Here is a 25,324-nt window from a genome sequence, read left to right as displayed (position 1 = left end):
GTGATCCTAATACTTGAACTTGTTGAACAATGTGCTGAGAGTGTTGTGCTCCTCCGCCCCAGCGTCTCGCTGCTTCGGGATCGCACGGTAGCCCTCGGAGACGATGATTTTTGCCTCCTTGCGGCTGAAGCCTGCGTCTCGCAGGAATTCCTCGAAGGCGCGCTCGTCGATGAGCGTGCCGTCGTCTGATTTGACACGTGTAATCTGGGCCTTCTCGTTGGCCGGGAACGTGACCATGGAGATCTCGTACAGCTCGACCTCGGTCAGTTTGCGGATGCCCTTCTCGGAATCCGTCTCCCACTTCTTGGCCGAGTACCCGATCGACAGACCGGAAATGGCGCCCGCCTTCACGAGCTTGTAGGCGTCGCCGCCGAGGGCGGTGTCGAGGATGCGGCCCTTGACGTACAGTCCCTTCTTCTGCTCCTCCATCACATCCCACACGCCGATCGGCTGGTCGCTGTTATGCTGCCACAGCATCACGGGCTTGCGCTTGGCGATGGATTTGGTGAACGCGCCGGGCATGACGATGTCGCTGTAGCTGTCGAGGTTGTTGAACACCGAGCCGAAGCCCTCAATGGTGCGCGTGTCGTCTTCGGCCTTCACCTCGGTGAGGGCGAAGGAAAGGCGTTTCAGTTCCATGTGTGTTACCGCGTGGTTAAAGTTGAACGATGTGGCCGGTGGCGAGGTCGCCGAGGAGGTGCGTGCAGGACGCCGGTCGGTCACCGACCTGCACCGTAGCGCGGATGAGCGTGACGTGGCCGTCGCAGTAGAGCGTTTCGCTGGTCATCCGGACAGAAATGTCGGCCAAGCGTCGCGGGCGGAAATCGGCGGCGATGACGTTGCCGTGCTGGGAGAGGATGCGGGAGGTCATTCAGACGGAACCAGATACCAAACCCAATCAACCTTCGCGATTCCGCTGTCGCTGTAGTGTGGATCGTGAATCATCACACCCTTGCTGTAGATGACCGCGTGCTGGACCCCGCGCTGAGAAAGCCCGCTGGCGATATAGAACTCTGGAAACTCTTCAGGCTCATCGCCTTCGTCCCACCGCACCAACTGCGAGTTGAACAGTCGCTTTAGCCATTCATCGACTCTGGGTCGCCAATCACCACGCCCGAACATGTCATCGAATGGAGGCACCATCCACAAGGGAATTTCGAGAAGGGAAGCCAGGCAAGCCGCGAAGCAGTTTCCATTATGGATGCCGTCCTTCATATACAGCTTGCTCTGCTTCACTGGAATCATTCAGTCTTCTCCTCGTAAATAATTGCGCACCTGCACGCCACAACATTGCCCGCACTCGCCCCCGTATCCCCCGGCCGGTCCATCGCTTCCCCGCCGACGATAAACTTCTCGTCCATCGCGACCTGCTGGCCGTCGGCCGCGAGGTGCTCCGGGCGCGTGCGGTCGTCCTTCGTGGCGAGCCACTCCTTGTTCATCTTGACGTCGAGCGTGCGCTCCGCTTCCCGTACCGACTCGATGCTGCCGTAGGTCGCTGCGGCGTGGGTCTCGGTGCGGGCGACGGTGGCGGCGCGGTAGGCAGTCAGTTGACTCACCTTGCGGATGTTCCTTGCGATTTCCTCGGTGCCGAGCCCGTCCCTGATTCCGTTCTGGATGGCTGCGATCACGTCGTCGCGGTCGGTGTCGGCGATCATCGTGGCCTTGCGGAGAGACTCCCGTTCGATCCACCGTGCGATGAGCCACTCGTTCAGCGTCTGCGTGGCCTTCCGCTCGATCCGGCGGGACTTGATCTGCTTCAGGGCCATGCCGGCGAACACCGGGATGGTGCGGCGGTAGTGGTCCTCGATGACGCCCTTCACGCGGGTGCGGTGGGCGACGAAGACGTGAGCCGGCGGGTGGCCGACCCGGGTGTATTCAGTTGCGGCCTTACGGATCATCGCGTTGCGAGCGCGCGCCTGGTCGACCAGCAGTTGCCGCTCCAGCACGGACATGGCGTGGAGCCACGCGCGGAGGGCGAGGCGGCGGTCTACAGTGGACCCCATTGTCTAGACCAAAAAGTTGCTATCCTTCGCTACTGTTTCGTCGGGGCCTTCGTGGCTCCGACGCCATACACCTGAGCCGGGGTGCGGTAGTCCAGGGACTGGTGTAACCGCTCGGTGTTGTAGAACCCGAAGTACGCCCGGAGCCCACTCTCCAGGGCCGGCACCGACTCGTAACCCTTGAGGTACACGTCCTCGTACTTGACGCTCCGCCACAGGCGCTCCACGAACACGTTGTCCAGGCACCGGCCCCGCCCGTCCATGCTCACCGCGACCCCGGCCCGCTCCAATCGCCCGACCCACGCGGCGGCCGTGAACTGGACTCCCTGGTCCGTGTTGAACACCTCCGGCTTGCCCCGGCCCAAGGCCTCCTCCAGCATGTCCTGGCAGAATGACCCGTCCAACGTGTTGGACAGTCGCCAGGCCACCACGTACCGGCTGAACCAGTCCATCGTTGCGGCCAGGTACATGAACCCGGTGGGCATCGGGATGTACGTGATGTCCGTGCTCCACACCTGATGGACCCGGTCGATGGCCACGCCCCGCAACAGGTACGGGTACACCTTGTGCCCGGACCCGACCGACAGCTTGGGCTTGGGGTACAGGGCCTCCAACCCCATGATCCGCAACAGCCGCTGCACCCGCTTGCGGTTCACCTCGTGGCCCTGGGTGCCCAGCCACGCGGCCAGGCGCCGGCTCCCGTAGAACGGGCACGTCGTGTACTGCTCGTCGATCAACCGCATCAGCGTCAGGTTCTCCGCGCTCTCCGGGGTCGGCTCGTAGTACACCGTCGAGCGGTTCAATCCGATCAGCTCGCACTGGCGCCGGACGCTCAGCTCCGGGTGCTCGGCCTCGATCCGGGCACGCTTGGCCTCAGCCGAGGGCGGCCGATTTTTTTTTCACCCAGTCGAGTTCCACCTTGAGGCGGCCGATCTGCTCGTACAACTCGGTCGTCTTGTCTTCCGGGGGGCCGGTGCCCTTCGCCCCCGAGGCGAACACGGCCTCGGCCCCGGTGAGCAACTGCTTCTTCCACCCATGAATCAGGGTCGGGTGGACGCCGTGCTGACTCGCCAGTTCGTTGATGGTCTTGTCGCCCTTGAGGGCCGCCAGCGCGACCTGGGCCTTGAACGCCGCCGAGTGACTCTTCCGCTTGCCCGCCATGGGTTCCCCTTTCCTGGGCCTCCGGTATAGCTTAACCGGCGGTCCAGTTTTCGGGGTCCACTATAGCTCGTACAACTCGGTCGTCTTGTCTTCCGGGGGGCCGGTGCCCTTCGCCCCCGAGGCGAACACGGCCTCGGCCCCGGTGAGCAACTGCTTCTTCCACCCATGAATCAGGGTCGGGTGGACGCCGTGCTGACTCGCCAGTTCGTTGATGGTCTTGTCGCCCTTGAGGGCCGCCAGCGCGACCTGGGCCTTGAACGCCGCCGAGTGACTCTTCCGCTTGCCCGCCATGGGTTCCCCTTTCCTGGGCCTCCGGTATAGCTTAACCGGCGGTCCAGTTTTCGGGGTCCACTATACCCCCTTGCGGCGTCCCCTCGTGACGTGCGACACACACACCGTCTTGCATCAGCCCCGCTTCCAGGAAGCGACGCACGATCCGCAACAAGCGCGTGTCCGACACACGACGCGCCAGCCGGGCCATCAGGATGTCGTGGTTCACCCGGTCGAAAAACTTCTCCAGGTCCACGTCCACCACAATCGCTCGACCATCCGCCACGTACTCCTTCGCCTTCAACAGCGCCTGGTGAGCGCTCTTGCCGGGACGGAAGCCGTAGCTGGATTCCGAAAAGGTCGGGTCCAACAAACGCGTCAGCACTTGCAGAATCGCCTGCTGAACCAGACGATCCACCACCGTCGGAATCCCTAACTGCCGCTCGCCTCCGCCCGGCTTCGGGATCAAAACCCCACGCACCGGACTCGGACGATACGACCCGTCGAGCAGACTCGACAGCAGTTCCTGCTTGTGCTCGGCGATCCAGCGGAGCGAGTCCTCGACGGTCATCCCGTCGATTCCCGGTGCCCCTTTGTTCGCCTTCACCCGAGAGTAAGCTTGGTTGAGATTGCCTCGCTGGCACACCTCCTCCATCAGACGATCCGTCAAGGCGCGTGACGGCTCCAACGCCGCAGACGCTTGTGACTCCTCGACCACACCCGCTCCGGTTCCGCCTTCGCCGGTTGTGTCGTGGCGCCGGTCGGCCTCCGAGCCCTCGAAGAGGGTCCGTTGGTCCGGCCGGCCTTGCGGTCGCTTCACGCCCATCGAGTCGGCTCCGGCTGCTCCTTGGCACATTAAGTTCGGCCCTTCGTTCGTCCTTACGAGGTGTGGGTGCCTCCCCCGTGGATCGCTCCACCGGACGGACGAGTTACTACGGCCTCGGCTGACTTCTCCCGAACCATCCCCCCACCGTTACCGGTCGCGGTGCGAAGATCGCCTTCGCGGATCGGGAGATCTCCCAGGGTAAGTTGCGTTGCTTCGTCGAGCGACCGCCGGATTTACCCGCGTGTGCGTCCGAGTGAGATTGGGCTTCGCGGTCCGTTGCCCGCTGACCCCGCCACGCCGGCCTGATATCCGGTTCCTGTTCGTCGGCTCCCGACTGGGGGCTTCGGCTTCCTTCAGATTCCGCCTCGCGACGGGCACCCTTGCCTCGCCTTGCGGTTCCGCTCACCACGGCCCGCGGAGGACTTCCACCTCCTCATACGCAACATGCCTGGCACACAACGAAAGAAGCCCGCTCAGATTGAGCAGGCTTCGGGGACTCTCGGGAGCTACGCAGATCAACAACCACAATCGGCCGCGTTGGTCTTGCTCTGCTCGGCGAACTCCTTCGAGTTCATCTTCAGGTGGACGTGCTCGTCGACCTTGGCGACACACTTCAGGGGCACGAAGTGGTGCTCTCCGTCCTTGCTGTCCTTGCGGGTCAGCTTCAGGGCCTGCCCCTCGACGTGATCGACCACGCCGACCTTGGAGCCGCACGACGCGATCACGTCCATCCGCTCCTGAATCCCCGTGACGCCCTTGTCCGGGCTCGCGAGACCGACCTTCTCTTTCACGAACTCTGCCGCCTGGTTTACGCCGGTGGCGACTGCTTGGACGGCGTCCCCCGCTTTGTCCGCAACGGTGTGGCCGGCCTTGATCACGTTATCTTTGATGTTCGACATGGTAGTTCTCCTGATCGCGGGCGAAATCAGATTACCACTACGCAAGTGACGTGCCGGGTACTGCCGCACTCACGACTGTTACGGAAACGAATAAAGCCGCGACACTGGTTCGCAGCTTCTTCGTGGGTGCTCGGGTGCGTCAGCTCTTCTTGTTGGCACCGCGCTGGTTATCGTCGGCGGGCGGAACGCTCTTATCCTTGGTCGTAGTGCCGCCTTGCGTGCCTCCTCCGGCTGCAGCCTTCGCTTTCCCGACTTCTGCTGGCTCACCCGTCGTTATCTCCTCGTCTTCCTTTTTGCGGTCTTCGTCACCGCGCTTCGTGCGTTCGGCCATGTTCGTCTCCTCGGTGCGTCGTCGTGTGGGGCGGAATCGTGAGCGGTTACATTGGGCGGTCTTCGCCGTGCTTCTTCCCGTTGGCCGCGTCGGGCTTTGCCGTCTTGGTCTTCTGCTGCGGCCCCTGTGGGCTCTGCGGGGCAGCGGTTTTGCCGGACTCATCCTGGCCCGGTTCCTCGAAAGTCGTATCCGTATCCGGCTTCTTCCCGGCAGGCACCGGGTCGGGGGTCTTCTTGCTCATGATGGTTCTCGGTTGAAGTGGAGAGCGAAGGGCACCCGGTATGCCGCATTGCATGTGCCAAGGGACGCGCCCTCCGGGTATTCAGCGAAAAGAATATAAACAGGGCCGAGCGACCAAAGCGGCTCTGCGATTGCACCTCTGAGCGGCAAGAGTTGATGCTCTTCGGGCGGCCACCCGGTTGCCCGTGCTCTACCGTAAAGGACTTGCAATGCGGATTCTGACCACTCTTGTGTTGGCCATTTTCGGTGTCGCCTCGTTTGCTGGTGACGCCTCGGCGTTCGGCAAGCGGAAGAAGAAGGCGGCAGCGTCGTCTTGCTACTCCGAGCCCGCGCCCTCGTGTTGCGGCGGCGCAAGTCCTTACGGCCAGCCGTATGGCCAAGGAGGTTATGGCCAACCGGTCTACGGCCAATCCGGGTACGGGCAACCCGGGTACGCTCAGCCGGTCTACGGGCGGCCGGGAATGTACGGCCCCCCGCAAAGCTACGGTCGGCCTTATACGGGGCCGGGCGGCATGCCAGTTCAGATGCCGAATCGGTAAGCCGCGTGAGCCACTGAATTTCTCGAGCCGAGGTTTTTGCCTCGGCTTTTTGCTTTTGTGACAGGCGGTTCACCTGCAGTTTGGCCAACACCCCAGGCGCGGCGGCAAGGGAAGTAGCTTCCGGCACATGCTTTGCGGAGCGTGGATCGGGCAATCAGAAAGCTGACTAACTGAGGAGACGCATCATGCCTGCCACCAAACCGAAGCCAAAGGCTGGGAAGAAGACGTCACGGTGCTGGCCCGGTTACGAGCCGACGCCGGGAAAGAAGCCCTTCACCAAGGGAAGCTGTAAACCAAAAGCGAAGAAGAGTTGAGCACAAGGCCGGGTGTAGCCCGGCTTTTCTCTTTTGGAGAGCGAGATGTCGAACAACAAAACCGTGCTCGAACAGGCGAACGCAGCCGTCACGAAAGGCGACAACGAGGGCTTCCTGTCGTTCTGCACGGACGACACGCTGTGGACGTTCGTCGGCGACCGGGTTCTTCGGGGGAAAGAGGCCGTGCGCCAGTGGATGGCGGAGTCGTACAGTCAGGGGCCGCCCGAACTGACGGTCGATCACCTGATCGCAGAGGGCGAGTTCGTCACGGCGGTCGGCGTGGTGTCGACGAGGGATAAAGGCGGGAAGACGACCCGGTACGCGTACTGCGATGTGTGGCGGGTTCAGGACGGCAAGCTGGCCGAGCTGCGGGCGTTCGTCATTGAGGAGAAGGGCTGAGACTCATCGAGAGCAACGAGAGCCACTCCGCTAGAATGCTCGAATGAGCAGGGCAACCGGAGAGGTGCAGGCATGGATTTGGAGCGGCGGCTTGATCGGGCGGTAGCGGGAACGGTTGGCGAGGTGGTGACGACAACCACCCTGTACGTCCTTGCGGCCGGGATTCTGTGGATCGCCTTTTACGTCCTGCTCCGCCGCCGGGTAGAGCATCGCAAGATCGGCCCGAAGCACCCGGACTGGCCACAGGTCCGCCGGGAAACTCTTCACTCGCTCCGCAGCATCCTGGTGTTCGGTTCGGTCACGTTCGTGGTGTTGATCGCCGCAGGGTACGGGCTAACCCAACTCTACGGTAAGGTCGAGAAATACGGCTGGTGGTGGCTGCCGGTCAGCTTCGCTCTCGCGGTTCTGTTGCACGACATGTACTTCTACTGGACCCACCGGCTGATGCACCACCCGCGGTTGTTCCGCCGACTGCACCGCACCCATCACCTGTCGATCAGCCCGACCCCGTGGGCGGCGTACGCGTTCGGCGTCGGCGAAGCGGTCGTGCAGGCCGGTATCGGGCCACTGGTGGTGTGCCTGATCCCGATGCACGGGCTGGTGTTCCTGGCGTTCATGACGTGGCAGATCGTGTGGAACGTGTTCGGTCACCTGGGGTACGAGATCTACCCCCGGTGGTTCCTGCGGACGTGGGTTGGGAAGCTGGTGAACACTCCGACGCACCACGGACTCCACCACGAGCGGTTCCGGGGGAACTACGGGCTGTACTTTAACGTGTGGGACCGGCTGATGGGGACGAACCTGCCCGAGTATCCGGCCCGGTTCGAGAAGGCGGCCGGAGGCTCGAAGACGTTGGCCGCCTGATGGCCCGCGGGATGAATCGTTGAAGAGGGTGGATGGACCTTTTGGTTAAGCGAGCGGAGCGAGCGCGGCGGCCGCCCCACCCCTGAGTTAGCCAGTCAACTGAGGGGCGGGCTCCTGAACCCGCCCCGTTTCGTTATTCCGCTTCTTCCGGCCGAAGCCGCTCAACCATCTGGATACGTTCGCCAATCCAGCGCATTACGGGGACAGCCATCGAATTGCCGAGAGCCTTATAACGTGGGCCGTCTGCCGCTGGCTTGCCCCTGTACGGCACGAGCGTGTAGTCATCGGGAAATCCCTGAAGTCGCTCGCATTCGCGGGGAGTGAGGCGACGGACAGACATGCCCTGCATCAAGGTTGGGGTGCGGTTGCTGCCGCTATCGGCGCTCGGTAGTGTGGGTGCCAAATGCTCAGAATAACCGACGCTTCGAGCCTGCGAACCTTGGCCGCCCTTGAAGCATGCGACGGCATGCTGATCGTTTGCCCCGAGCGTTGGGGCCGGATCACCCGGTTCGCCGACCCCATAACCGTTGGGCGACTTCTTGCCGTTCTTCGCGGCGGCCTGCATGTTGATCGGAATGGCTACGTGATGCGTGTTCCCGCTGTGCAGTGTGTGGCATGGGTCACCCTGCTGGGGGTTACTTCGGTTGGACTTGCTGGTGAGTTGAGCGGTGTCGAAGGCGACTGGAGCCAGAGGTGTTCCTCGCCCAGTCCCGTCCTCGCTCGCGTCGAAGCCTTCGCCTCGCAAGGAATGGGCAATCAGGGTGTCGGTGCAGTCGCTGTCTACGCCTCGGCTCTGATTCCGTCTTCGCAACGCGCTAGCAATCGCGTCTCCGTGTTGCGGATGGACAACCCCCATGCCAAGCTGGTTGCGGATTGGGCCGTCCTTGCACCGGGTATCGAGCGTTGGGGCAAGGTCACTGAAACCACCACCCTGCGGCCCGGTCTCGAAGCCAACAGGAGGTGCGATCATGGCGTGATCGGTTCCCGCTCCGCGACTTCTTCCAGCGCTCGCGCTAAGGGTTCCGGTAGGGCTTTTCCCCGCTTCCCTGCGCGGCGTAATATCCCTGAGCAAGCCTTCGCGCTCAAAAAGTACCGTTGCGGCAGGTCGCCAGTCTCCAAGATATCCGACAACGAACACACGCCTGCGTCGCTGAGGCACTCCGAAATGTTGAGCGTCAAGAACCCGGTAGGCGAACCCATACCCGAGTTCCGCCAGCCCTCCGAGGAAGGAGCCAAACGCCCGTCCTCGGTCTTGTGACAGGACACCGGGAACATTTTCCCAAACCAGCCAGCGGGGCTGAAGCCTCTGAGCCAGCCGAACAAACTCAAGTGTGAGGTTGCCTCGCTCGTCAGCAAGTCCTTTGCGAAGGCCTGCGACTGAGAAGGATTGACAGGGGGTTCCGCCGACAAGAAGGTCAATTGGGTCATAGGTGTCCTTTCCGATAGTGGTGAAGTCGCCGTGGCATGGCGTGTGGGGGTAATGGTGTGCCAGAACGGCACGAGGAAAGTTGTCGATTTCGCTGAAGAAGATGGGCTGCCAGCCGAGAGGATGCCAAGCCGCAGTTGCTGCTTCTATTCCAGAGCAGACTGAACCGTACCTCACGCAGGCCTCGCCGAGGATTCGTTTGCGACTTCTTCGATAGCGGCGAAGGCCTCATTGAGAGCCTCTCTGAAATGATCGCTGCGATATTCCGCCGGACAATCTTCATCAGCCTGTTCGGCTAGGATTTCGAGCGCCGCCAGCAATCTCGCTCGGCCAGCGTCCAGCCCTTGCTGAGCAGCGATGAGAATCGCGTCTCGCGTCTTCGCCATGCTGTAGAAGTGCAGCCCACTCCCGGCGGCACGCAAGATCGCATCGGCCAAGGCTTCGGCTTCCGCTGTAGGTTTGATCGCTTGCTTTTTGGTCGCAGTTGTGTCTTTGATGTCGGTCATATCGCTGGTTTCCTTCCATGTAGTCAGCGGTTGTAAAGGGGCGGCGTCCTCATAACGTCGCCCCGCATTCGTAGCACGGTGCGAGTTACTTCGCAATCACTTCGTTGAACTGCGGAGCCGGCTCGACCCGATCCAGAATCACCGCCGCCCACGGCTCTTGCTCAAGACCCGCTGCCTTCCTGACCACTCCGCGGAGTGCGTCCATTGCTTCGGGGTTCACGAAAGCGTTCGGAGTGTGTCCGAGAAGCTCGAGAACCGACCCGATGCCGTAAAGCTGCTGTTCAAGTCCGACGAGTTCCATTTGATCGAACTCGCTGTCTTCGCCGTTCGGGCCTTCCAGAAGCGGGTCGGCTTCGAGTGCTTCGTGCAGCCTCCGGATGCGGAGTGCGAGGCGGTTGGCTTCGGTAATGAGCTGGCAGTAGGTGAGTGGCGGGGAAATGGTCATGATGTGCTCCTTTGTGGTTCTGAAGGTGTCGCAGCGAAGCGGCGATACCTTCTGCCACGTGGCGAACGCAGGGGTGGGAGCGGAACACCCCCGGAGCGGAGGGAATCTTGTTTCGCGAGGAGGCCGCAGGCCGGGGAAGATTCCAGGAGCGGAGCCGAAGGGCCGAAGGCGGGGTTGAAGCGGAGAGGGGACGGCGTCCCCTGTACTTGCGATAGGGATTGGAATGGTGCCGGAGGCAGCCGCGGAGCGGCCGAAGCGAACGCGGAGCTGTGGAAAGCCCGGCCCCGCAGGGGATCGCCCTTACTTCTTCTCCCGCTTCCCTTCGATGTCGAACTCACGCTTCTCACCACCGAACTCGGTCGCAGCCTTCCCCTTGATCTTGTCCCCTTCAACCTTCAGCTTGTAGTCGATGGCGATCTCGTTATCCATGAACTTCCGTACCGCAGAGAACGAGAGCTCCCCGTCCTTGAACTTCAGATCCTTGACCTTCACGTCCTTCTGATCCGGCCAGTTCATCACCCCGGCTAACTTGTCCCCGTCCTTCGTGACCACCAGCTCGGCCGTCCGCTTCTGATCCCCAATGGAATACTCGCACTTCCACGTCCCCACCGGGTTCGCTTTGTCCTCCGCCCGAGCGAAACTGCCCAACCCGAGAACCAGCACTGCAGAGATGATCGCCTTCATGGTCGCCTCCGAGAAGTGGCCGTCCGGCGTGGACCGCCAGGGGCGATTGTAGTGCCCTCCGATCACACCACCTCGACCTCAACAGCGAAAGCAAAGTTGATCATGTAGGTCCGTCGGTCCGAGTCGTGCTTCACTGGCTGTGTGTGACCCTTCGTGTCGGTGGCCCGGGCCATCACCCTGTACTGCCCGGTGGCTTCGGGAACGTTCCACTGGAACGCCCACAGCCGCCACGCAAACGGCACCGATTCACCCAGCAGCGTGGCCTCCGACCACGTCTTCCCGTCCGTGCTGACCTCCACCCTGACCACGTCCGACTCACCGCTCCACGCTGCCCCGAACACCCGGTACGGCTTCCCTCCAGGAACGGCTTCAGACAGCGCCGGGCGGGCGATCTGAGCTTTTACCTGAACCTCGGTGACGGCGGTCAGCGTGGGCCGCTCACGCTCACGCTTCCAGTAAGCGTACTCCAGTGACTGCCAGAACCCCTCGAACGGTGCCGCTGTAACGGTCACGTGCGTCAGCCACTTCACCGAGGCCATCCCGTACCACCCGCCGACGATGGCGCGTACCGGAAAACCGTGGTCCGGCGTCAGATCCTTCCCGTTCATCTTGTAAGCCAGGAACACCTCGGGCCGCATCGCCTTCGCCAGTGGCAGGCTCCGCTCGAAGTGAACCACTCCCGGAGACTTTGGATCGTCGACCTCCCCTTTGTCCGCTCCCTGGAGGATGACGTCGACGGCACCCTTCTTCACCCCGGCCTTTTCCAGCACGGCCGAGAGGGGCACCCCGGTCCATTCCGCGGTGCCAACGGCTCCGGTGTCCCACAACAGCCCCTTGGCCTTCGGAACGAGCTGCGCCCGGCCGTTGCCCGCGCATTCCAGCAGAACGGGAGCGGTTACCGAGGGCAAACGGAGCAGGTCGTCATACGTCAGGACCAGCTCCTGCTCGACCTCCCCGTCGACGGTCAGCGTCCAGTCCTTCGCAGAGATCGCCGGAATGGGAAAGTGCGTGCGGACGAAGAACTCGTTGGTTGGGGTGACGGGGGTGAGCGAAGCGAACGGGAACTCCAGATTCGCCGGTTCCTTCTCACGGATGATCAGCCCAGACCGCGAGGCACTGATCGAGACAGCTTCGCTCATACGCCACCGGTAAGGTTTTCCACGTTTACAACGACAATGTACTTCGTACCCACCGAAAAGAACAAATTGCACCCCGCCCACCTTCACGGAACGCCCCAGCCTGCCGAAGCGGTATCCCCATTCAGAAGAAGCGCGAAAGAAACCACCGATTGCGCCCCAAAACCCACTCAAGAAAACTCGAAAAAGATCCGGACCCTGACATGGCACACTCGCTGCTTTACCACTCGCATCCAAAACACACTGAGGGCTCAAGGATGCAAGCTCCCATCACGGTGGATCACGACGACCTGACCCGCCTGACCGATGACGGCTGCCCTCACTGTGACGACAACGTCTGATCACGACCCTCTCTCCCAAGCCCTGCTTTTTGAAGGGTTTTCTCTCCCCCAGAATCTAACTTCGCAGTTGCGTTCCGACGCGACATCTGCGTAGAATCCGTATGTCGGGCGACACTTCGGACCTACCGCCCGAGACCCAGGAGGCCATGCGATGCACACGCAGCTCCTTAGCTACTCTGTCCCACCGCACATTGTGCCCAGAGAGGCCCTCCCGCACGCCCCGGATAGTTGACGGGAGCCGGTCGTTTCACAACCCAAAACCTAACCTGCGAACAGGGCTGCGGGAATGTATCCGCGGCCCGTTCCTGCGCGCATCGGGAAGTCAACCAACTCAGCTCGCACATCGACCGCATTTCTGCGATAGGGAACCTCACCCGAACCATGAGGTTTCCATGCCCTTCAAACCCGACGGCTACACCACGGTCTCCCCGTACCTGATCGTGAGCGGTGCAAGCACAACCATCGAGTTCCTCACCCGCGTCTTCGACGCAACCGAGATCCGCCGCTTCCCGGGCGAAGATGGCCGGATCATGCACTCCGAGGTACAAATCGGCGACACGGTAGTGATGATCGCGGACGGTGCGGAAGGCTGGCCTCCGATCCCCGCCCACGTCCACGTGTATGTTGAAGACGTCGACGCCACGTTCAAGCTCGCTCTGGAAGCGGGAGCCACAGCCGTTCAGGAGCCCACAAAGAAGGACGACCCGGACAAGCGCGGCGGGGTCAAGGACGCGGGCGGCACGACGTGGTGGATCGCAACGAAGGTGGAGTGAACCATGGACATCAAGCGAAACCGTACCTCGAACCCCGGCCCGGAGAATTACTTCACCGGAACCGTGCATATCGAGCCGCTGATCGAAGCCCCGGAACCTGCCCGTGCCGTGAGCGCCAGCGTGACGTTCGAGCCTGGGGCACGGACAGCCTAGCACACCCACCCCCTCGGTCAGACCCTAATTGTGACGGCTGGAACCGGCTGGGCACAACGCTGGGGTGGCCCGAAAGAAGAACTCCGAACCGGCGACGTGATCTGGTTCCCACCGGGTGAAAAGCACTGGCACGGAGCAACGGAAACGTCCGCGATGACGCACATCGCCATCCAGGAGAAGCTCGACGGGAAGACGGCAGAGTGGCTGGAGCAGGTCAGCGACGAGCAGTATCGGGTGTGAGGTGCTGCGGGGAGGGCTCACACCTACACGCTTGCCTCGCCATCTTCGCTCTGTAGCCGCAGGGTTACGCGTCCTTCTGGCGTCATCGAAGCAGGGTTGGCAATGCCCCTTACAGGGGTGCCGCAGCAACCCCGACCGTAGCGCACCCGCCGCCTTCGTGCAACAAGCAAAAGTCCCAAGAGCAGCCATGAACGAAAAGGAACAGCGATTCCTCGCCACACCGGAAAAGGGCGAAGTCTCCGCTCTGCTGATCCACCCCAATGACGCGACGCACCTGCTTGTCCTCGGCCACGGGGCCAGCACGAACATGCGGCACGCCACGCTGCGGTCGATCGCCGAGCGACTGGCCGAGGTGGGCATCGCGACGTTCCGGTACAATTTCCCCTACTCGGAGCACGGCAAGGGCCGGGACGGACAAGCCGTCTGCACGCAAACGATTCGCTCGGCCATAGAAGCAGCGCACAAAACTGCTCCCAACCTTCCCCTCCTGGCGGGCGGCCATTCGTTTAGCGGGCGGATGACGTCCACGGCGGCTTCTGAATCACCGCTGGAAGGCGTGGCAGGCCTCGTCTTCTTTTCCTTCCCGCTCCACCTGGCGGGCAAGCCCGAAACGAAGCGTGCGGATCACCTCGCACAGGTCTCCGTCCCGATGCTCTTCCTGAGCGGTACGCGGGATGAACTCGCGGAGATGAGCCTGCTGAAACCGGTAGTGCAGAAACTCGGAAGCCGCGCAACGCTGCACGAACTCGACACGGCAGACCACGGTTACAAGGTTCTCAAGAAGACCCGAGCCAGTAACGAGGATGTATTCGTCGAGATGGCCCGCGTCGTCCGCGATTGGGCGGCCAGTTTTGAAAGGACTTGAGAGTGCTGCGGACCGGGCGCAACTCCGGCTAGGTAAGGGGTTTTCCAGCCAATGTTACGCATTTCTACGCGAGGACGGCCCTAATCGCCTCGTTTCATTGGACACTCGCTTCTGCTTTCAGCGTCGCCGCAGCGCCCCGACAGTGCCACACCTGCACTGCTCGTGCAACAGCCGCGATAGGTTGACCGGAGCGTGTCGCAGGCAGTCGCTCGCGACCGATCGCCAGCGAGCGTGGAGGGGAACCGACGGCGCAGCCGGATCGCAAAAGAAAACCCTTGCGCGTTTTCACACAAGGGTTATTCTCTCCATTGCTTTACGATGGAGGTGAAATGATACAGAAGGATGCGAAATTCGCAACAGAAGAATGGAGATCACTACCAGGCCTTGAGTCAACACATCAGGTGTCAAACCTAGGGAGAATCCGGAGGATCAAAGCCGCCGGTGGGTGCCCAGCAGGAAGGGTGCTAAAACCTGCCACAAACCACAAGGGCTATTTGTGTTTCAGGCTGACCTGCGAAGGCGAGGTGTACAACCTTACTGCGCACGGCGCCGTCTGCGCTGCATTTATTGGCCCACGCCCCAACGGGGCTACAATCAACCACAAAGACGGCGATAAAACAAATAACGCGCCGAATAATCTTGAGTACGCGACTCACTACGAGAATTTTCTCCACGCCGTGGCGAACGGCCTTCGTTCTAATGGCATCCCGAAGTTGACGCATCAGCAAGTTCGGGAACTGCGTTCCCTGAAAGGCACAGCGACCTCAGATCAGCTTGCTACGCGATTTGGCGTCTCCGGAGGCACTGTTCGGAGTCTTTGGCTCGGTCTGACTTGGAAACACGTTCTCTGAATCCATTCCCGAAGGCGTCCGCAGGACCGCAGCGTAAGCGCAGTCGCGGAAGAGCCCGGTCCGCAGGACTCGCCCCTTGCTTCCCTCCCATCTCGCGGTCATGCTGTACCCATGTCCCTCCATCTCCTACCGGATGCGTCTCCCCGCAAGCTCCGCCTTCTGGCGTGTGCGTGCATCCGTTCCATGTGGTGCCTTGTCCCCCATGAGGTCCGTGCTGCTGTAATCGAAGAAGAAGACCTTCCACCAACAACCATCGCCCTGACAACTGAATATGCATTGCCCGAAGTTATCACACTGGAAGACGGCTCAACCGTAACGCTGGTTGCCGAGAACCAAGGAATGCAGGAGTGGAAGCTACCGCCTCCGTCATCACCGCTCGACGACACGCCCGACGGCCCGGAATACCTCGACGTCGTTGCTGAGATCCTCACCCCGTGCGAGTTCCTCCCCGAGTGGCGGACCGATACCGTCCTTGCACTCGCGCAAGCGATGTACGACTGCAAGGACTTCTCCGCGATGCCGATCCTGGCTGACGCCCTCCAGGATGCGGGATGCGCGGACGAAGCGATTCTGACGCACTGCCGGGGAGAAGGACTATAGTGGACCCCGAAAACTGGACCGCCGGTTAAGCTATACCGGAGGCCCAGGAAAGGGGAACCCATGGCGGGCAAGCGGAAGAGTCACTCGGCGGCGTTCAAGGCCCAGGTCGCGCTGGCGGCCCTCAAGGGCGACAAGACCATCAACGAACTGGCGAGTCAGCACGGCGTCCACCCGACCCTGATTCATGGGTGGAAGAAGCAGTTGCTCACCGGGGCCGAGGCCGTGTTCGCCTCGGGGGCGAAGGGCACCGGCCCCCCGGAAGACAAGACGACCGAGTTGTACGAGCAGATCGGCCGCCTCAAGGTGGAACTCGACTGGGTGAAAAAAAAATCGGCCGCCCTCGGCTGAGGCCAAGCGTGCCCGGATCGAGGCCGAGCACCCGGAGCTGAGCGTCCGGCGCCAGTGCGAGCTGATCGGATTGAACCGCTCGACGGTGTACTACGAGCCGACCCCGGAGAGCGCGGAGAACCTGACGCTGATGCGGTTGATCGACGAGCAGTACACGACGTGCCCGTTCTACGGGAGCCGGCGCCTGGCCGCGTGGCTGGGCACCCAGGGCCACGAGGTGAACCGCAAGCGGGTGCAGCGGCTGTTGCGGATCATGGGGTTGGAGGCCCTGTACCCCAAGCCCAAGCTGTCGGTCGGGTCCGGGCACAAGGTGTACCCGTACCTGTTGCGGGGCGTGGCCATCGACCGGGTCCATCAGGTGTGGAGCACGGACATCACGTACATCCCGATGCCCACCGGGTTCATGTACCTGGCCGCAACGATGGACTGGTTCAGCCGGTACGTGGTGGCCTGGCGACTGTCCAACACGTTGGACGGGTCATTCTGCCAGGACATGCTGGAGGAGGCCTTGGGCCGGGGCAAGCCGGAGGTGTTCAACACGGACCAGGGAGTCCAGTTCACGGCCGCCGCGTGGGTCGGGCGATTGGAGCGGGCCGGGGTCGCGGTGAGCATGGACGGGCGGGGCCGGTGCCTGGACAACGTGTTCGTGGAGCGCCTGTGGCGGAGCGTCAAGTACGAGGACGTGTACCTCAAGGGTTACGAGTCGGTGCCGGCCCTGGAGAGTGGGCTCCGGGCGTACTTCGGGTTCTACAACACCGAGCGGTTACACCAGTCCCTGGACTACCGCACCCCGGCTCAGGTGTATGGCGTCGGAGCCACGAAGGCCCCGACGAAACAGTAGCGAAGGATAGCAACTTTTTGGTCTAGACAATGGGGTCCACTGTAGACCGCACGTGAGAGGGTGCTGGGTGGTGGACGCGTGCCTCGATAAGGCGTGAGGCACGTTGCGGCGAAACGAAGGGGCGAGTAGCTTGAGCTTTCGGAGCCGAAGTTGCCACCGTGAGGACGATCAGATGGATGCGGTCTTGGAAGTCAACCAACCTGTAAACATCCCGCATCTCTTGGCGCTCGATCAGCCGGATCGGTGTCTGCTTTGCAAGCCTGCGGAAGTAGCTACAGGTGGCCAGCAACTCGACGACCTTGCCCAATGGTGGCTCTCGGAAGAGCAGCGCACGGCGTGGGGCGTCGAGACGTTCATTGAAGGCAGGCAGGAATCAGAGCTAAAGGGGATGGATGCGATCTTCAAAATCCGCCACCCCGACCGATCGAAACCGATCTTCGTCTTCTACGTTCTCGTTCAGCACTGGGACAAGAAGAAGCTCCCGCACTACCAGTTGCAGATCTCCTTCAGCGCCAGGTCGATGGGTCTCAGCGGGGAGAACGCGGAACTGGTCGAGGATGTCGAGGAGCTTTTCGATCAGGCGCGGGAGCAGACCACGGCCTTTCGGCACGAGGGGCTCATCTCGATCTCCCTGCACGATCAGCTTCCCGCTCACGCAATCACCGCGATCCGCGAAGCCATCTCGGAATTGGTGATCGGGCTTGTGGCGCTGGACTGGACGGTGTGAAGTTCGTCAGCGAAGCGAGCACACGCCGGCCATCGCCCAAAGAAGCCCCGCACGACGCCACCAAACTGGTCGGCACTTGGAAGCGGGGCAAAGCCAACGGTAAAGAGCATCAGAGGGTGAGGCACGTCAAGGCGGCTGCGGCGATAACCGCGAGATCGCTGGGAAGCCGCTTGATAGCTTCAGTTAGCTTCCACTCGTTGACCTTGCGCGGAGAGAGTGAGCCGTGTGCGATTGGGTTTCGCAATGCTTTCGCTAGTGATATACAGCCTGGCCAGGTGGTGACCGCAATGCCATCGCGAAGCCAAGATTGAAGTGCGTTTTTGTCTCCACCATCGACGCCGAGAAAATCAAGGTAGTCGTCAGGCGCCGCCATTCCATCAAACCAGTCATCCCACTGCTGCTGCGTCAAAGCCGGCACAGTTATCTGGTTGAACGCTGGCAATACACAAGCCCCGACAAGATCGGTAAAATCGTTAGGCCCCAGCCCTTGCTTGGTACGGTTCAAGACCGCCTTGGCTAACAATTCGAATCCTCCGTAGGCCATCACGAGCTTCCATTGGAGGCCTCGACGCCCAGAGGTGATTTTTTTGGCATCAGTGTCGCTCGCCCCAGCAGAAGGCGGATCCCATAGCAATGCCGCTTCAAGAAGATTCTCGCCACGTACGATCTTCCGCAAGCTGCGGCGGAGGGGAAGTTCTGTGTCTATATGGGCTGGGCGATCTGGAGGGGCGCTTGGGAAGCGGTTCAGGCGGTCTCGCATATCGACGAGATGCGCGGCTTGGGTGCCAGCGGCCGGCGGCTTCAAGATCGAATCCACGGCGGCGAGCTTGTAGAATGCGGCTGTCGCTGGATTAAGAACGGCGAACGACATCGCGCCCTCTTTTCTAGCTTGGGAATTTGCCGGATTCCTTGAGTCCCTGCCCGAACGGATCACTGCTAAAGGTTCGCCGCCATGTCGATGGGGCAACAGGGTGGCGGCACACCGAAAATTGGGTGCTGGCAGGACCGGCATCGGGCAAACCACCAGCACACGTTATGCTGACACGGGCACCAACTAAACTGTAGGGATACGGGGACGATGTTTCCAGCAGCCGCCTGCACGCCTTGCGACCCGTGTCCGAAGAAACCGCTTGCGCGAACCGCCGAGCTGTGGCACGGTCACTTCTGCGACGTACAACCTTTCCCTTCCGCTTCTCCGTGTAGCTGCCGCCGGGTACGTCGCTGTAATCATGCGGCTGCTACACCGAGGAGCGGGTAGAGAGGTGACGTGAGCGGTAAGCTAGAGAACCCCCAAGCATTTCCAATTCCGGGCATGTCCGGCTTGCCCAATGACCAGTTCTGTTGGCCTGAACACGGCATGACGCTCCGCGATTACTTTGCGGCGGCGGCACTAGCGCCGATTATGCAGCGCAATACCACAAACTTTATCAAGTCAACCGCCAATGAACTGGGCGTGTCGGTATCAGAAGCTTTTGCTTCGGCAGCATACGACTTGGCCGACGCCATGCTGGCCGAAAGGGCGAAGGCATGAAGGCCGCGTTTGAAGATACCGTCAGAATGGTGGCAGATGCCCTCGATTCAATCCTTGCGTTTGAGGAGGTCTGCGACCGTGGCTCGGATAGCGGTGGGTGGCAGTCGGAAGAACTCGAAGCCGCGTTCAAGAAGGTGGTGGCCGCTCGTGCGTCTCTCCCTGCACTTACGCAGCAGTGGCTGCCAATCGAAAGCGCGCCGAGGGATGGCACGGAGATTCTCCTGTTCGTGCCCTCGCTCCTTCAGTGCCCTGTTGTAACTGGCTCAGTGAACAAGCATGGTACGGTTTGGATTATCTACGACGATGGAATGGATGGCCACGGTTCCGCCACAACGCAATCAGCAACCCACTGGATGCCTCTCCCCGCAGCCCGGAAGCAGGAGGGCACGGAATGAGCAAGAGTGATTTTGCAGCGGGAGCCGTTGCGGGATTCGTACTGCTTACCGGATTAGCATCGGCGGCTTATGGCCTGACTCGTCCCAACATCAGCGACACAGAGTTCTACCGCTTCTGCCTGACCCACAACATCGGCCTGGCGGATTGCGTGATTCCGGAATCGATGTCGGACAAGACCAACCGCACGAAGGCGGCTCCATGAGTCCGGCCACGCACTTCTCGCGGCTTGTGCCTCCAACCGCAAACTGAAAGGAATCAGTCATGCATAAAGCCCCGAGCGCACATGTAGCCATTACCCGTATCTACCTCATCCTTCTCGTGCTCCCGTGGGGGCTGTTCTCGGGTATCCCCTTCCTCCCCGGAATCGGCGGCGTTATCGCGGGTTGCTATCTGCTCGAAGGCGAACTTCTTAAAGCTGCCGCATGGTTCTTCCTGCCGCCCGTACCGATGGCGTGGCTGATCTACCGCAGCGAGCAGAAGGCCTCCACCAAACCACTGAAAGGAATCAGCCATGACTGAACATACCGAATCGCTTTTGGAAGCTGCCGGATGGAAATTCCATCGGAATGCTCTCGGGGCAGAATACTGGCACCACAAGGACTCTGGGCGTATCGCACTCACTGAAGCACAAGCTCTCGCTCTCCTGAACCAGCCTGCTACGGGTGCCACGGATGAGATGGTGGAGCGGGTGGCGGTAGCGATTCGTGCCGCCTTCTGCAAGCAGGAAAGCTCAGACCCAGACGACTACGACTTGATCCAGTTCCACGCTGAAGCCAAAGCGGCCCTGGACATCCTGCCCATCCTATCTCAGCCGCCGGGGTTTCGCCTGGTGCCGGAGGAAATCACGCTGGAGATGCAGAAGGCGTACTTCGACGTGATTGACCGAAACATGGAGCGCGTTAGCACTGATCTCCGATTTGGACGCTTTGAAAGCCAGAAAGAGGCTTATCGAGCGATGCTTGCGGCAGCACCAAAGCAGGAGGGCTGAGCATGGATCGCACGGAAGCATACGAGCAAGTGAAGAAGGTGTTGGAGTTCTACGCTGGGGCCACCGCGATTACGGTTTCACGCACCGAGATTTCTGGCAACGTTGGAAGCACTTTGTCCACCACACGAGACGGAACTCAGGCAGCCAAAGCTCTTGCACTCCTCCCCGCCCTCAAGCCCCCAGCACCAAATGAGGGGCTGCCAAATTCTTACGAGGAAGCCAAAGCACTTGGCTGGAATTGCAGCCCTTTAACGTGGGAGGCGGTGCGTGAATCCGTGAGGAAAGCACAGCAGTCAGCACATGGGGCGAAGGTGGAGCGAGTCGCCCGAGCACTTGCAGCCGAAGACTACCGGCAGAGGCAGCGAGGCGATTACAACGACGCCGAGACCTACGCCTCTCGACACTGGGGTGAGTACCAACCGGAGGCTCGCATTGCCATTGCCGCCTTCCAATATGCCGCGACAGGGGAATGAGTAGTCGCTCTGCCATTCATCACAACGGCCACCGTATCCGGCTATACTCTATCGCTTCCTTCAGCGGCAGGTCCACAGTTTGGTTGCCGCGGCGGATTGGGAGCTTGTCTAAATTGCAAGCCGGCCGATTGCCCCCTGCAACCCGAATGATGCACACGTCCTGCCCACGAACTTCGTCAAAAGCGATCTTCACGAACGGATCGAACTCCTTGCCGAGCCTGTCACGCAGGGTCTGCCGCATCCAAAGCTCGTAGCTGTCACGCCCCGGTCGCTGGGAATTAGTTGCCTTGTAATCGTCGATTAAGCCGGGAAGCGTGCCGTCGTTGGCGACCCCGATCAGGATCGTGCCGCCGTCCTGGCTGTTCAGGAACGCGGCGACAGAGCGGATGAGCTTCTCTTTGTTCTTCTCGTCCTTCTGGCTGTTGAAGGCGTTCCAGTAAGCAGAGACCTTCCACTCGACGAATTCGCTCTCGCCTTCAGCGATAAGCACCTCGGCCGCGTTTAGATCCTCGACCATCGTCACGACACGGCGGAGGAAGATCGGCTTCGCCTCAATGGCCATCAGGTCGGGAGCCGAGCGGTCGTGCCACCCTTCTGCAATCCCTGCCGTGGACAGCCGCGCCCTCGTCAACTCGATCGCTTCCGGCGACGAGTCGCACCCGATCCAGCAGCGGTCCTGGCGGTGCGCCGCGACCAGCGAGGTGCCCGAGCCGCAGTACGGATCGATAACCAGATCGTCCGGGTTCGAGGTGCGCAGTATGACCCGCTCGATCAGAGCAACTGGCTGCTGAGATGGAAAGCCGACCCTCTCCGCAGACCCACCGCGAAGAGGTTGGAGGTCGTCCCAGATGGTGCCGACCGGGACGCTCCGCCGTTCGGATTGGTACGCCTTCAGCCTTGGGGGGCTACCTCCAGCCGAGAAGTGAATTCTGCCCTCGTCAGCCAGACGTTCCAGTTCGCTGAGTTGGTATCGCCATGATCGGCCGATGGGCGGCTGATGCCCTCGCCACTCGAACTGGAGCATCGGGCGATCCATCCGCGTAGTCAGATCAACAGCCCGCCACGCGCCCCTCGGGTCGTCATCCGGGTTCCGTACATGTTCGCTTTCCTCGACCGGTCGGCAGACGTCGTTCAGTAATGTGTTTTGGCTCTTGCCGTAGTGCAGGAGTGCAGCGTGCCTGACTCCCTGATTCATCCCGAATTGGGGAAGGATGTAGTCGTCGACATGGTTGTCGCGGAAGATCTGCTCAAGGAGCAAAGCGAATTTCTGTCCGAGGGACGGCTCGGCGTGGACGATGATGCTCCCGTCATCCGCAAGGATGCGATGGCACTGTTGGAGTACGCGGGCAAAGTTATCGAGGTAGTCGCGCAACCCGTTCGCGACACGGGAGCCGGAACCCCGCGTCCCGATGGAGGGCTGGCTGAACCACGGTGGGTCCAAGTAGATGGTTCGGGCTACACCCCCGTCGATCCGCTCCAGGAGCGTCAGGCTATCTGCGTGGTATAGCGAGTTCGGTCGGATCAAGCGCAGCCCTCCCAACCGGCCGGCGCAACGTCACATGCACCACGCACGGAGTCACCCCGTCGATTCTAACAGTAAGGAAGACGTGCAACCCGGTGTCAGGGTTCGGGTTGCTCCAGGCCGAATGCCCCCCTCCGAGTTCACGCCTCGCTCAGCTTCTTCCTCCACACCCCGTGAATCCCGACATCGAGCTCTGTGTCCAGGCTGAACGCCTTCATGATCGCATGGTGCAGGTCCTGTCCGGTCATTTCCCCATGTAAAACGGCCTCCCGCCCCGGTGTGCGGCACATCTCCTCGTCGTCACCGAGCTCCAGTTCCTCTGCCGTGGGGTACCCCTCCTTGTAGTGCTGCACCGTCGAGCGGTAGATGATGACACGCATCCGTGGCCACAAAGCCGCAAGCAGCGCCTTCGCCTCGCCGTGCTTCATCCCGCTGGTGAGAACGACTCTGTTCGGCAAATCGCTCATCGCGCCCCTCCGGAAGCACATCGCAGCAGGCCACTCAACCGTCGGAAAATTGTGTATCAAAACGGCGGGGTCCGGCAGCATCTATGTGTGGAGGGCGGGCATGCCGGTGAGCACAGCACGGGTCCTGCGTGTCATCGCGGACGAGGAACAGACCGACGCGGAACTGTTGGGGCGGTTCGTCGACCGCCGTGACGAGGATGCGTTCGCGCTCCTGGTCCGTCGGCACGGGGCGATGGTGTACGGGATCTGCCGGCGAATACTCCCCGAGCAAGACGCCGAGGACGCGTTCCAGGCGACGTTCCTCGTGCTGGCACAGAAGGCACGGACGGCCGCCCCGCGGGAGGTGGCGAACTGGCTCTACGGGGTGGCGCGGAGGGCCGCGCTGCTGGCCCACCGGTCCATCGTCCGGCGGAAGGAGAGGACCGGAGACATGCCCGACCGCCCGGCTGAATCCGACCCGCTGGTCGAACTGCGGGCCGCACTCGACGAGGAGCTGAGCCGCCTGCCCGAGGCGTACCGCACCGTGATCGTGTTGTGTGACCTGGAGAGTCGGACCCGCAAAGAAGCCGCTCTGATCCTCGGTTGGCCCGAGGGTACGGTTGCGGGACGCCTGTCCCGGGCGAGAGAAATGCTTGCCAAGCGGCTCGCAAGACACGCCCCGGCGGTTTCGGTGGCCGCAGTCCTCGCGGGAACGCCGGCCCTTCCGGCCTCTGCGCCTTCAGCCATTCGTGTTGCGGCTCTTGCTTCCTCAGGGCGTCCGACCGGTCCAGTCGCAGCCCTCACGCAAGGAGTCTTAAACGCCATGCTGGTGAGCAAACTTAAGTCGGCTATCGCCATCGTCATGGTGCTGGGCCTTCTGGCGGTCGGGGCCGCGGGCCTCGTCGACCGACGGGCATCGGCTCAGGTCGATAAGCCCCCTGTTGAGGAGCGAACCGCTCCGCCACCAAAGAAGGCCCCGGACTTCGGTGACCTGCAAGGCCGATGGGTGGTGGTGGCGATGGAGGGAGACGGCGAGAAGGTGCCTGCGGACGTGTTGGAAGGGATGAGGTGGGCCATCAAGGGCGACCAGATCACCGCCAGTCAACCGAGGTCGACGGGCAAGATGGCGTTCAAACTGAACCCCGATAAGACGCCGAAAGAGATCGACCTGACCTCGCTCGACGGCACGCTGAAGGGGACGACGTCGCCGGGCATTTACGAACTCGATGGGCCGAAGCTGCGTGTCTGTTTCGGGGAGAAGGTCCGCCCGACGACATTCGCAACCGCTCAGGGGGACGGGCGCACGATGATCGCGCTTGAGAAAGAGCCCTTCACGGCGTGGGGCAAGGAAGTCGGCGGCCTGCAGGCGGGGCTCGGGATCAAGGAAGAGCGTGCGTACCGCATCGGCGAGACGGTCACTCTGCTCGTCCGGGTGCGCAACGTCGGGAAGGAGACGGTGAAGTTCGAGTACATCCGGCAGTACCTGGACGAGAACCCGCCCGGCGTAACGGGGGCGGACGGGAAAGCGATCCCACAGGCAACGGTAGCGGTCATGGGAGTGCTCCACGCTCCGATCAAAGTGAGCCTGGAACCGGGCAAGGAGGCCGTACTCGAAACCCGTATTCACGGGGCGTCGGGAGTGCCTTACGAGCTCCGATCGGACGGTGGAACGCCCATGACCAAGAACCACCCCCTCAAAGTCGGAACCGGGAAGGTCGTCCTTCAGTACGAGCGGGTGCTCGGCAGCTCCTCCATCGGGGCGCTCAAAGTCGACCCGATGATTGCGAGGCTCTCCACAGGGAAACTGGAACTCGAAGTGAGTGACCAGAAGGACTCGATTAGCCTCCCGACCCACGACGGGATGCGGCAGCTCAAGGGGAAGGACGCGGAGGCGTACCAGACGACGAACGCCTGGCTGGCCGAGCGGCTCAAGGAGGCCGACTCAATCAAGGTCGGGAGCACCTACGCGGACGTGACCAAGCACTTCCGCACCGACGGCGGTCTCGCCCAGGTCGGGAAGAACCGGTTCGTCATGATCCTCTGCCCGTACATCAAGATCGACGTCGAGTTTGAAAAGGGCGGCGCCCTGGCCCCAACGGCAAAGGTGACCAAGGTGTCGCGGCCGTACTTAGAGCCCGAGTACGCGGACTAAACGGATACGATAGCGGTGAGTGCTTCGCGGCTACGAG

Annotated in this window: 33 protein-coding genes and 1 pseudogene; 16 read left to right on the top strand and 18 right to left on the bottom strand. The window is 61.8% G+C overall.

From position 1 onward, the window contains the following. Positions 1–6: 6 nt before the first annotated feature. From GobsT_RS24895 to GobsT_RS24850, 10 genes are all read right to left on the bottom strand, one after another. Positions 7–639: an HK97 family phage prohead protease gene (locus GobsT_RS24895; protein WP_010033373.1), complete on the bottom strand. Its 633-nt coding sequence runs from the start codon at positions 637–639 to the stop codon at positions 7–9. A gap of 16 nt (positions 640–655) precedes the next feature. Further along, positions 656–871, bottom strand: a complete 216-nt coding sequence (locus GobsT_RS24890; RefSeq protein ID WP_010033376.1) for a hypothetical protein — start codon at positions 869–871, stop codon at positions 656–658. Beyond that, positions 868–1,245, bottom strand: a complete 378-nt coding sequence (locus GobsT_RS24885; protein ID WP_010033378.1) for a hypothetical protein — start codon at positions 1,243–1,245, stop codon at positions 868–870. Before GobsT_RS24885 ends, GobsT_RS24890 begins: the two co-directional genes overlap by 4 nt. Continuing rightward, positions 1,242–2,003 carry a phage minor head protein gene (locus GobsT_RS24880; RefSeq protein WP_010033381.1) on the bottom strand — a complete coding sequence of 254 codons (762 nt, stop codon included), beginning with the start codon at positions 2,001–2,003 and terminating at the stop codon, positions 1,242–1,244. Before GobsT_RS24880 ends, GobsT_RS24885 begins: the two co-directional genes overlap by 4 nt. A gap of 29 nt (positions 2,004–2,032) precedes the next feature. Next, positions 2,033–3,161 (bottom strand): IS3 family transposase gene (locus GobsT_RS24875; protein ID WP_417936319.1). Its coding sequence is split into 2 segments (ribosomal slippage): positions 2,033–2,881 and positions 2,883–3,161, totalling 1,128 coding nucleotides; the frame shifts between segments, so codons are not numbered across the junction. Between the two features lie 60 nt (positions 3,162–3,221). Then, positions 3,222–3,452, bottom strand: coding sequence for a transposase (locus GobsT_RS39945; RefSeq protein ID WP_010033389.1), 231 nt, complete (start codon positions 3,450–3,452; stop codon positions 3,222–3,224). A 31-nt stretch (positions 3,453–3,483) separates the two neighbouring features. After that, the gene (locus tag GobsT_RS24865; RefSeq protein ID WP_246862605.1) at positions 3,484–4,002 is read right to left on the bottom strand and encodes a reverse transcriptase domain-containing protein; all 519 of its coding nucleotides are present in this window, start codon (positions 4,000–4,002) and stop codon (positions 3,484–3,486) included. Positions 4,003–4,772: 770 nt separating this feature from the next. Then, the gene (locus GobsT_RS24860) at positions 4,773–5,156 is read right to left on the bottom strand and encodes a DUF2171 domain-containing protein (protein WP_010033393.1); all 384 of its coding nucleotides are present in this window, start codon (positions 5,154–5,156) and stop codon (positions 4,773–4,775) included. Positions 5,157–5,295: 139 nt separating this feature from the next. Continuing rightward, positions 5,296–5,487 carry a hypothetical protein gene (locus tag GobsT_RS24855; protein ID WP_010033395.1) on the bottom strand — a complete coding sequence of 64 codons (192 nt, stop codon included), beginning with the start codon at positions 5,485–5,487 and terminating at the stop codon, positions 5,296–5,298. Positions 5,488–5,533: 46 nt separating this feature from the next. Beyond that, positions 5,534–5,728 carry a hypothetical protein gene (locus GobsT_RS24850; protein ID WP_010033396.1) on the bottom strand — a complete coding sequence of 65 codons (195 nt, stop codon included), beginning with the start codon at positions 5,726–5,728 and terminating at the stop codon, positions 5,534–5,536. A gap of 897 nt (positions 5,729–6,625) precedes the next feature. Between GobsT_RS24850 and GobsT_RS24840 the strand changes: the two genes are divergently transcribed. Further along, positions 6,626–6,979, top strand: coding sequence for a nuclear transport factor 2 family protein (locus GobsT_RS24840; RefSeq protein ID WP_010033397.1), 354 nt, complete (start codon positions 6,626–6,628; stop codon positions 6,977–6,979). Between the two features lie 72 nt (positions 6,980–7,051). Continuing rightward, on the top strand, positions 7,052–7,843 hold the full coding sequence (locus GobsT_RS24835; protein ID WP_010033402.1) for a sterol desaturase family protein: 792 nt from the start codon (positions 7,052–7,054) through the stop codon (positions 7,841–7,843). 133 nt (positions 7,844–7,976) lie between these two features. Here GobsT_RS24835 and GobsT_RS24830 read toward each other — a convergent pair whose 3' ends face one another. From GobsT_RS24830 to GobsT_RS24810, 5 genes are all read right to left on the bottom strand, one after another. After that, positions 7,977–9,446, bottom strand: a complete 1,470-nt coding sequence (locus GobsT_RS24830; RefSeq protein ID WP_010033406.1) for a DNA cytosine methyltransferase — start codon at positions 9,444–9,446, stop codon at positions 7,977–7,979. Further along, positions 9,443–9,775, bottom strand: coding sequence for a hypothetical protein (locus GobsT_RS24825; protein WP_010033407.1), 333 nt, complete (start codon positions 9,773–9,775; stop codon positions 9,443–9,445). The genes GobsT_RS24830 and GobsT_RS24825 overlap by 4 nt, the downstream gene beginning before the upstream one ends. An 85-nt stretch (positions 9,776–9,860) precedes the next feature. Next, entirely contained in the window at positions 9,861–10,220 is a 360-nt protein-coding gene (locus GobsT_RS24820; protein ID WP_010033408.1) for a hypothetical protein, read from the bottom strand. A gap of 300 nt (positions 10,221–10,520) precedes the next feature. Further along, positions 10,521–10,904 (bottom strand): DUF2147 domain-containing protein, encoded by a 384-nt coding sequence (locus GobsT_RS24815; protein WP_010033411.1) that lies wholly within the window; start codon positions 10,902–10,904, stop codon positions 10,521–10,523. 62 nt (positions 10,905–10,966) lie between these two features. After that, positions 10,967–12,043, bottom strand: a complete 1,077-nt coding sequence (locus tag GobsT_RS24810) for a sulfite oxidase (protein WP_010033412.1) — start codon at positions 12,041–12,043, stop codon at positions 10,967–10,969. A 730-nt stretch (positions 12,044–12,773) separates the two neighbouring features. Between GobsT_RS24810 and GobsT_RS24805 the strand changes: the two genes are divergently transcribed. The 7 genes and pseudogenes from GobsT_RS24805 to GobsT_RS24775 all read left to right on the top strand — a co-directional run bounded on the left by GobsT_RS24805 (position 12,774) and on the right by GobsT_RS24775 (position 17,779). Further along, complete coding sequence (locus GobsT_RS24805) at positions 12,774–13,154, top strand: VOC family protein (RefSeq protein ID WP_010033416.1); 381 nt, start codon at positions 12,774–12,776, stop codon at positions 13,152–13,154. A 3-nt stretch (positions 13,155–13,157) separates the two neighbouring features. Beyond that, positions 13,158–13,547: pseudogene (locus GobsT_RS41235) on the top strand ((R)-mandelonitrile lyase). 187 nt (positions 13,548–13,734) lie between these two features. Further along, positions 13,735–14,412, top strand: coding sequence for an alpha/beta hydrolase family protein (locus GobsT_RS24795; protein ID WP_010033426.1), 678 nt, complete (start codon positions 13,735–13,737; stop codon positions 14,410–14,412). A gap of 329 nt (positions 14,413–14,741) precedes the next feature. Further along, positions 14,742–15,263: an NUMOD4 motif-containing HNH endonuclease gene (locus GobsT_RS41230; protein WP_010033428.1), complete on the top strand. Its 522-nt coding sequence runs from the start codon at positions 14,742–14,744 to the stop codon at positions 15,261–15,263. Positions 15,264–15,539: 276 nt separating this feature from the next. Beyond that, positions 15,540–15,863 (top strand): hypothetical protein, encoded by a 324-nt coding sequence (locus GobsT_RS24785; protein ID WP_148087863.1) that lies wholly within the window; start codon positions 15,540–15,542, stop codon positions 15,861–15,863. Positions 15,864–15,923: 60 nt separating this feature from the next. Then, positions 15,924–17,052 (top strand): IS3 family transposase gene (locus GobsT_RS24780; protein ID WP_417936319.1). Its coding sequence is split into 2 segments (ribosomal slippage): positions 15,924–16,202 and positions 16,204–17,052, totalling 1,128 coding nucleotides; the frame shifts between segments, so codons are not numbered across the junction. 172 nt (positions 17,053–17,224) lie between these two features. Beyond that, the gene (locus tag GobsT_RS24775) at positions 17,225–17,779 is read left to right on the top strand and encodes a hypothetical protein (protein ID WP_010033437.1); all 555 of its coding nucleotides are present in this window, start codon (positions 17,225–17,227) and stop codon (positions 17,777–17,779) included. 109 nt (positions 17,780–17,888) lie between these two features. Here the strand turns inward: GobsT_RS24775 and GobsT_RS24770 are convergent, their stop codons facing one another. Continuing rightward, positions 17,889–18,650: a hypothetical protein gene (locus GobsT_RS24770; protein WP_148087862.1), complete on the bottom strand. Its 762-nt coding sequence runs from the start codon at positions 18,648–18,650 to the stop codon at positions 17,889–17,891. A gap of 396 nt (positions 18,651–19,046) precedes the next feature. Here GobsT_RS24770 and GobsT_RS24765 point away from each other — a divergent pair, with 396 nt between their 5' ends. Genes GobsT_RS24765 through GobsT_RS24740 form a run of 6 tightly spaced genes read left to right on the top strand, consistent with a single transcriptional unit; the run spans position 19,047 to position 21,167 of the window. Next, positions 19,047–19,310 (top strand): hypothetical protein, encoded by a 264-nt coding sequence (locus GobsT_RS24765; RefSeq protein ID WP_197905145.1) that lies wholly within the window; start codon positions 19,047–19,049, stop codon positions 19,308–19,310. Further along, positions 19,307–19,705 carry a phage protein gene (locus tag GobsT_RS24760; RefSeq protein ID WP_010033442.1) on the top strand — a complete coding sequence of 133 codons (399 nt, stop codon included), beginning with the start codon at positions 19,307–19,309 and terminating at the stop codon, positions 19,703–19,705. The genes GobsT_RS24765 and GobsT_RS24760 overlap by 4 nt, the downstream gene beginning before the upstream one ends. Then, positions 19,702–19,908 carry a hypothetical protein gene (locus GobsT_RS24755; protein WP_010033444.1) on the top strand — a complete coding sequence of 69 codons (207 nt, stop codon included), beginning with the start codon at positions 19,702–19,704 and terminating at the stop codon, positions 19,906–19,908. Before GobsT_RS24760 ends, GobsT_RS24755 begins: the two co-directional genes overlap by 4 nt. Positions 19,909–19,967: 59 nt before the next feature. Further along, a complete protein-coding gene (locus GobsT_RS24750; protein WP_010033446.1) occupies positions 19,968–20,225 on the top strand; it encodes a hypothetical protein in 258 nt (85 codons plus the stop codon). Then, entirely contained in the window at positions 20,218–20,694 is a 477-nt protein-coding gene (locus GobsT_RS24745; RefSeq protein WP_010033448.1) for a hypothetical protein, read from the top strand. Before GobsT_RS24750 ends, GobsT_RS24745 begins: the two co-directional genes overlap by 8 nt. Positions 20,695–20,696: 2 nt before the next feature. Beyond that, entirely contained in the window at positions 20,697–21,167 is a 471-nt protein-coding gene (locus GobsT_RS24740; protein ID WP_148087861.1) for a hypothetical protein, read from the top strand. Between the two features lie 19 nt (positions 21,168–21,186). Here GobsT_RS24740 and GobsT_RS24735 read toward each other — a convergent pair whose 3' ends face one another. Both GobsT_RS24735 and GobsT_RS24730 read right to left on the bottom strand, forming a co-directional pair. Next, positions 21,187–22,608: a DNA methyltransferase gene (locus GobsT_RS24735; RefSeq protein WP_162542131.1), complete on the bottom strand. Its 1,422-nt coding sequence runs from the start codon at positions 22,606–22,608 to the stop codon at positions 21,187–21,189. Positions 22,609–22,829: 221 nt separating this feature from the next. Continuing rightward, positions 22,830–23,156, bottom strand: a complete 327-nt coding sequence (locus GobsT_RS24730) for a hypothetical protein (protein ID WP_010033454.1) — start codon at positions 23,154–23,156, stop codon at positions 22,830–22,832. Positions 23,157–23,256: 100 nt separating this feature from the next. Between GobsT_RS24730 and GobsT_RS24725 the strand changes: the two genes are divergently transcribed. After that, positions 23,257–25,287 carry a sigma-70 family RNA polymerase sigma factor gene (locus GobsT_RS24725; RefSeq protein WP_010033457.1) on the top strand — a complete coding sequence of 677 codons (2,031 nt, stop codon included), beginning with the start codon at positions 23,257–23,259 and terminating at the stop codon, positions 25,285–25,287. Positions 25,288–25,324: the final 37 nt, after the last annotated feature.

The organism is Gemmata obscuriglobus (assembly GCF_008065095.1).
In the GTDB taxonomy this organism is placed as follows: domain Bacteria; phylum Planctomycetota; class Planctomycetia; order Gemmatales; family Gemmataceae; genus Gemmata; species Gemmata obscuriglobus.
The sequence above is the reverse complement of the archived record's forward strand: the minus strand, read 5'-3'. Positions and strand labels throughout refer to the sequence as shown.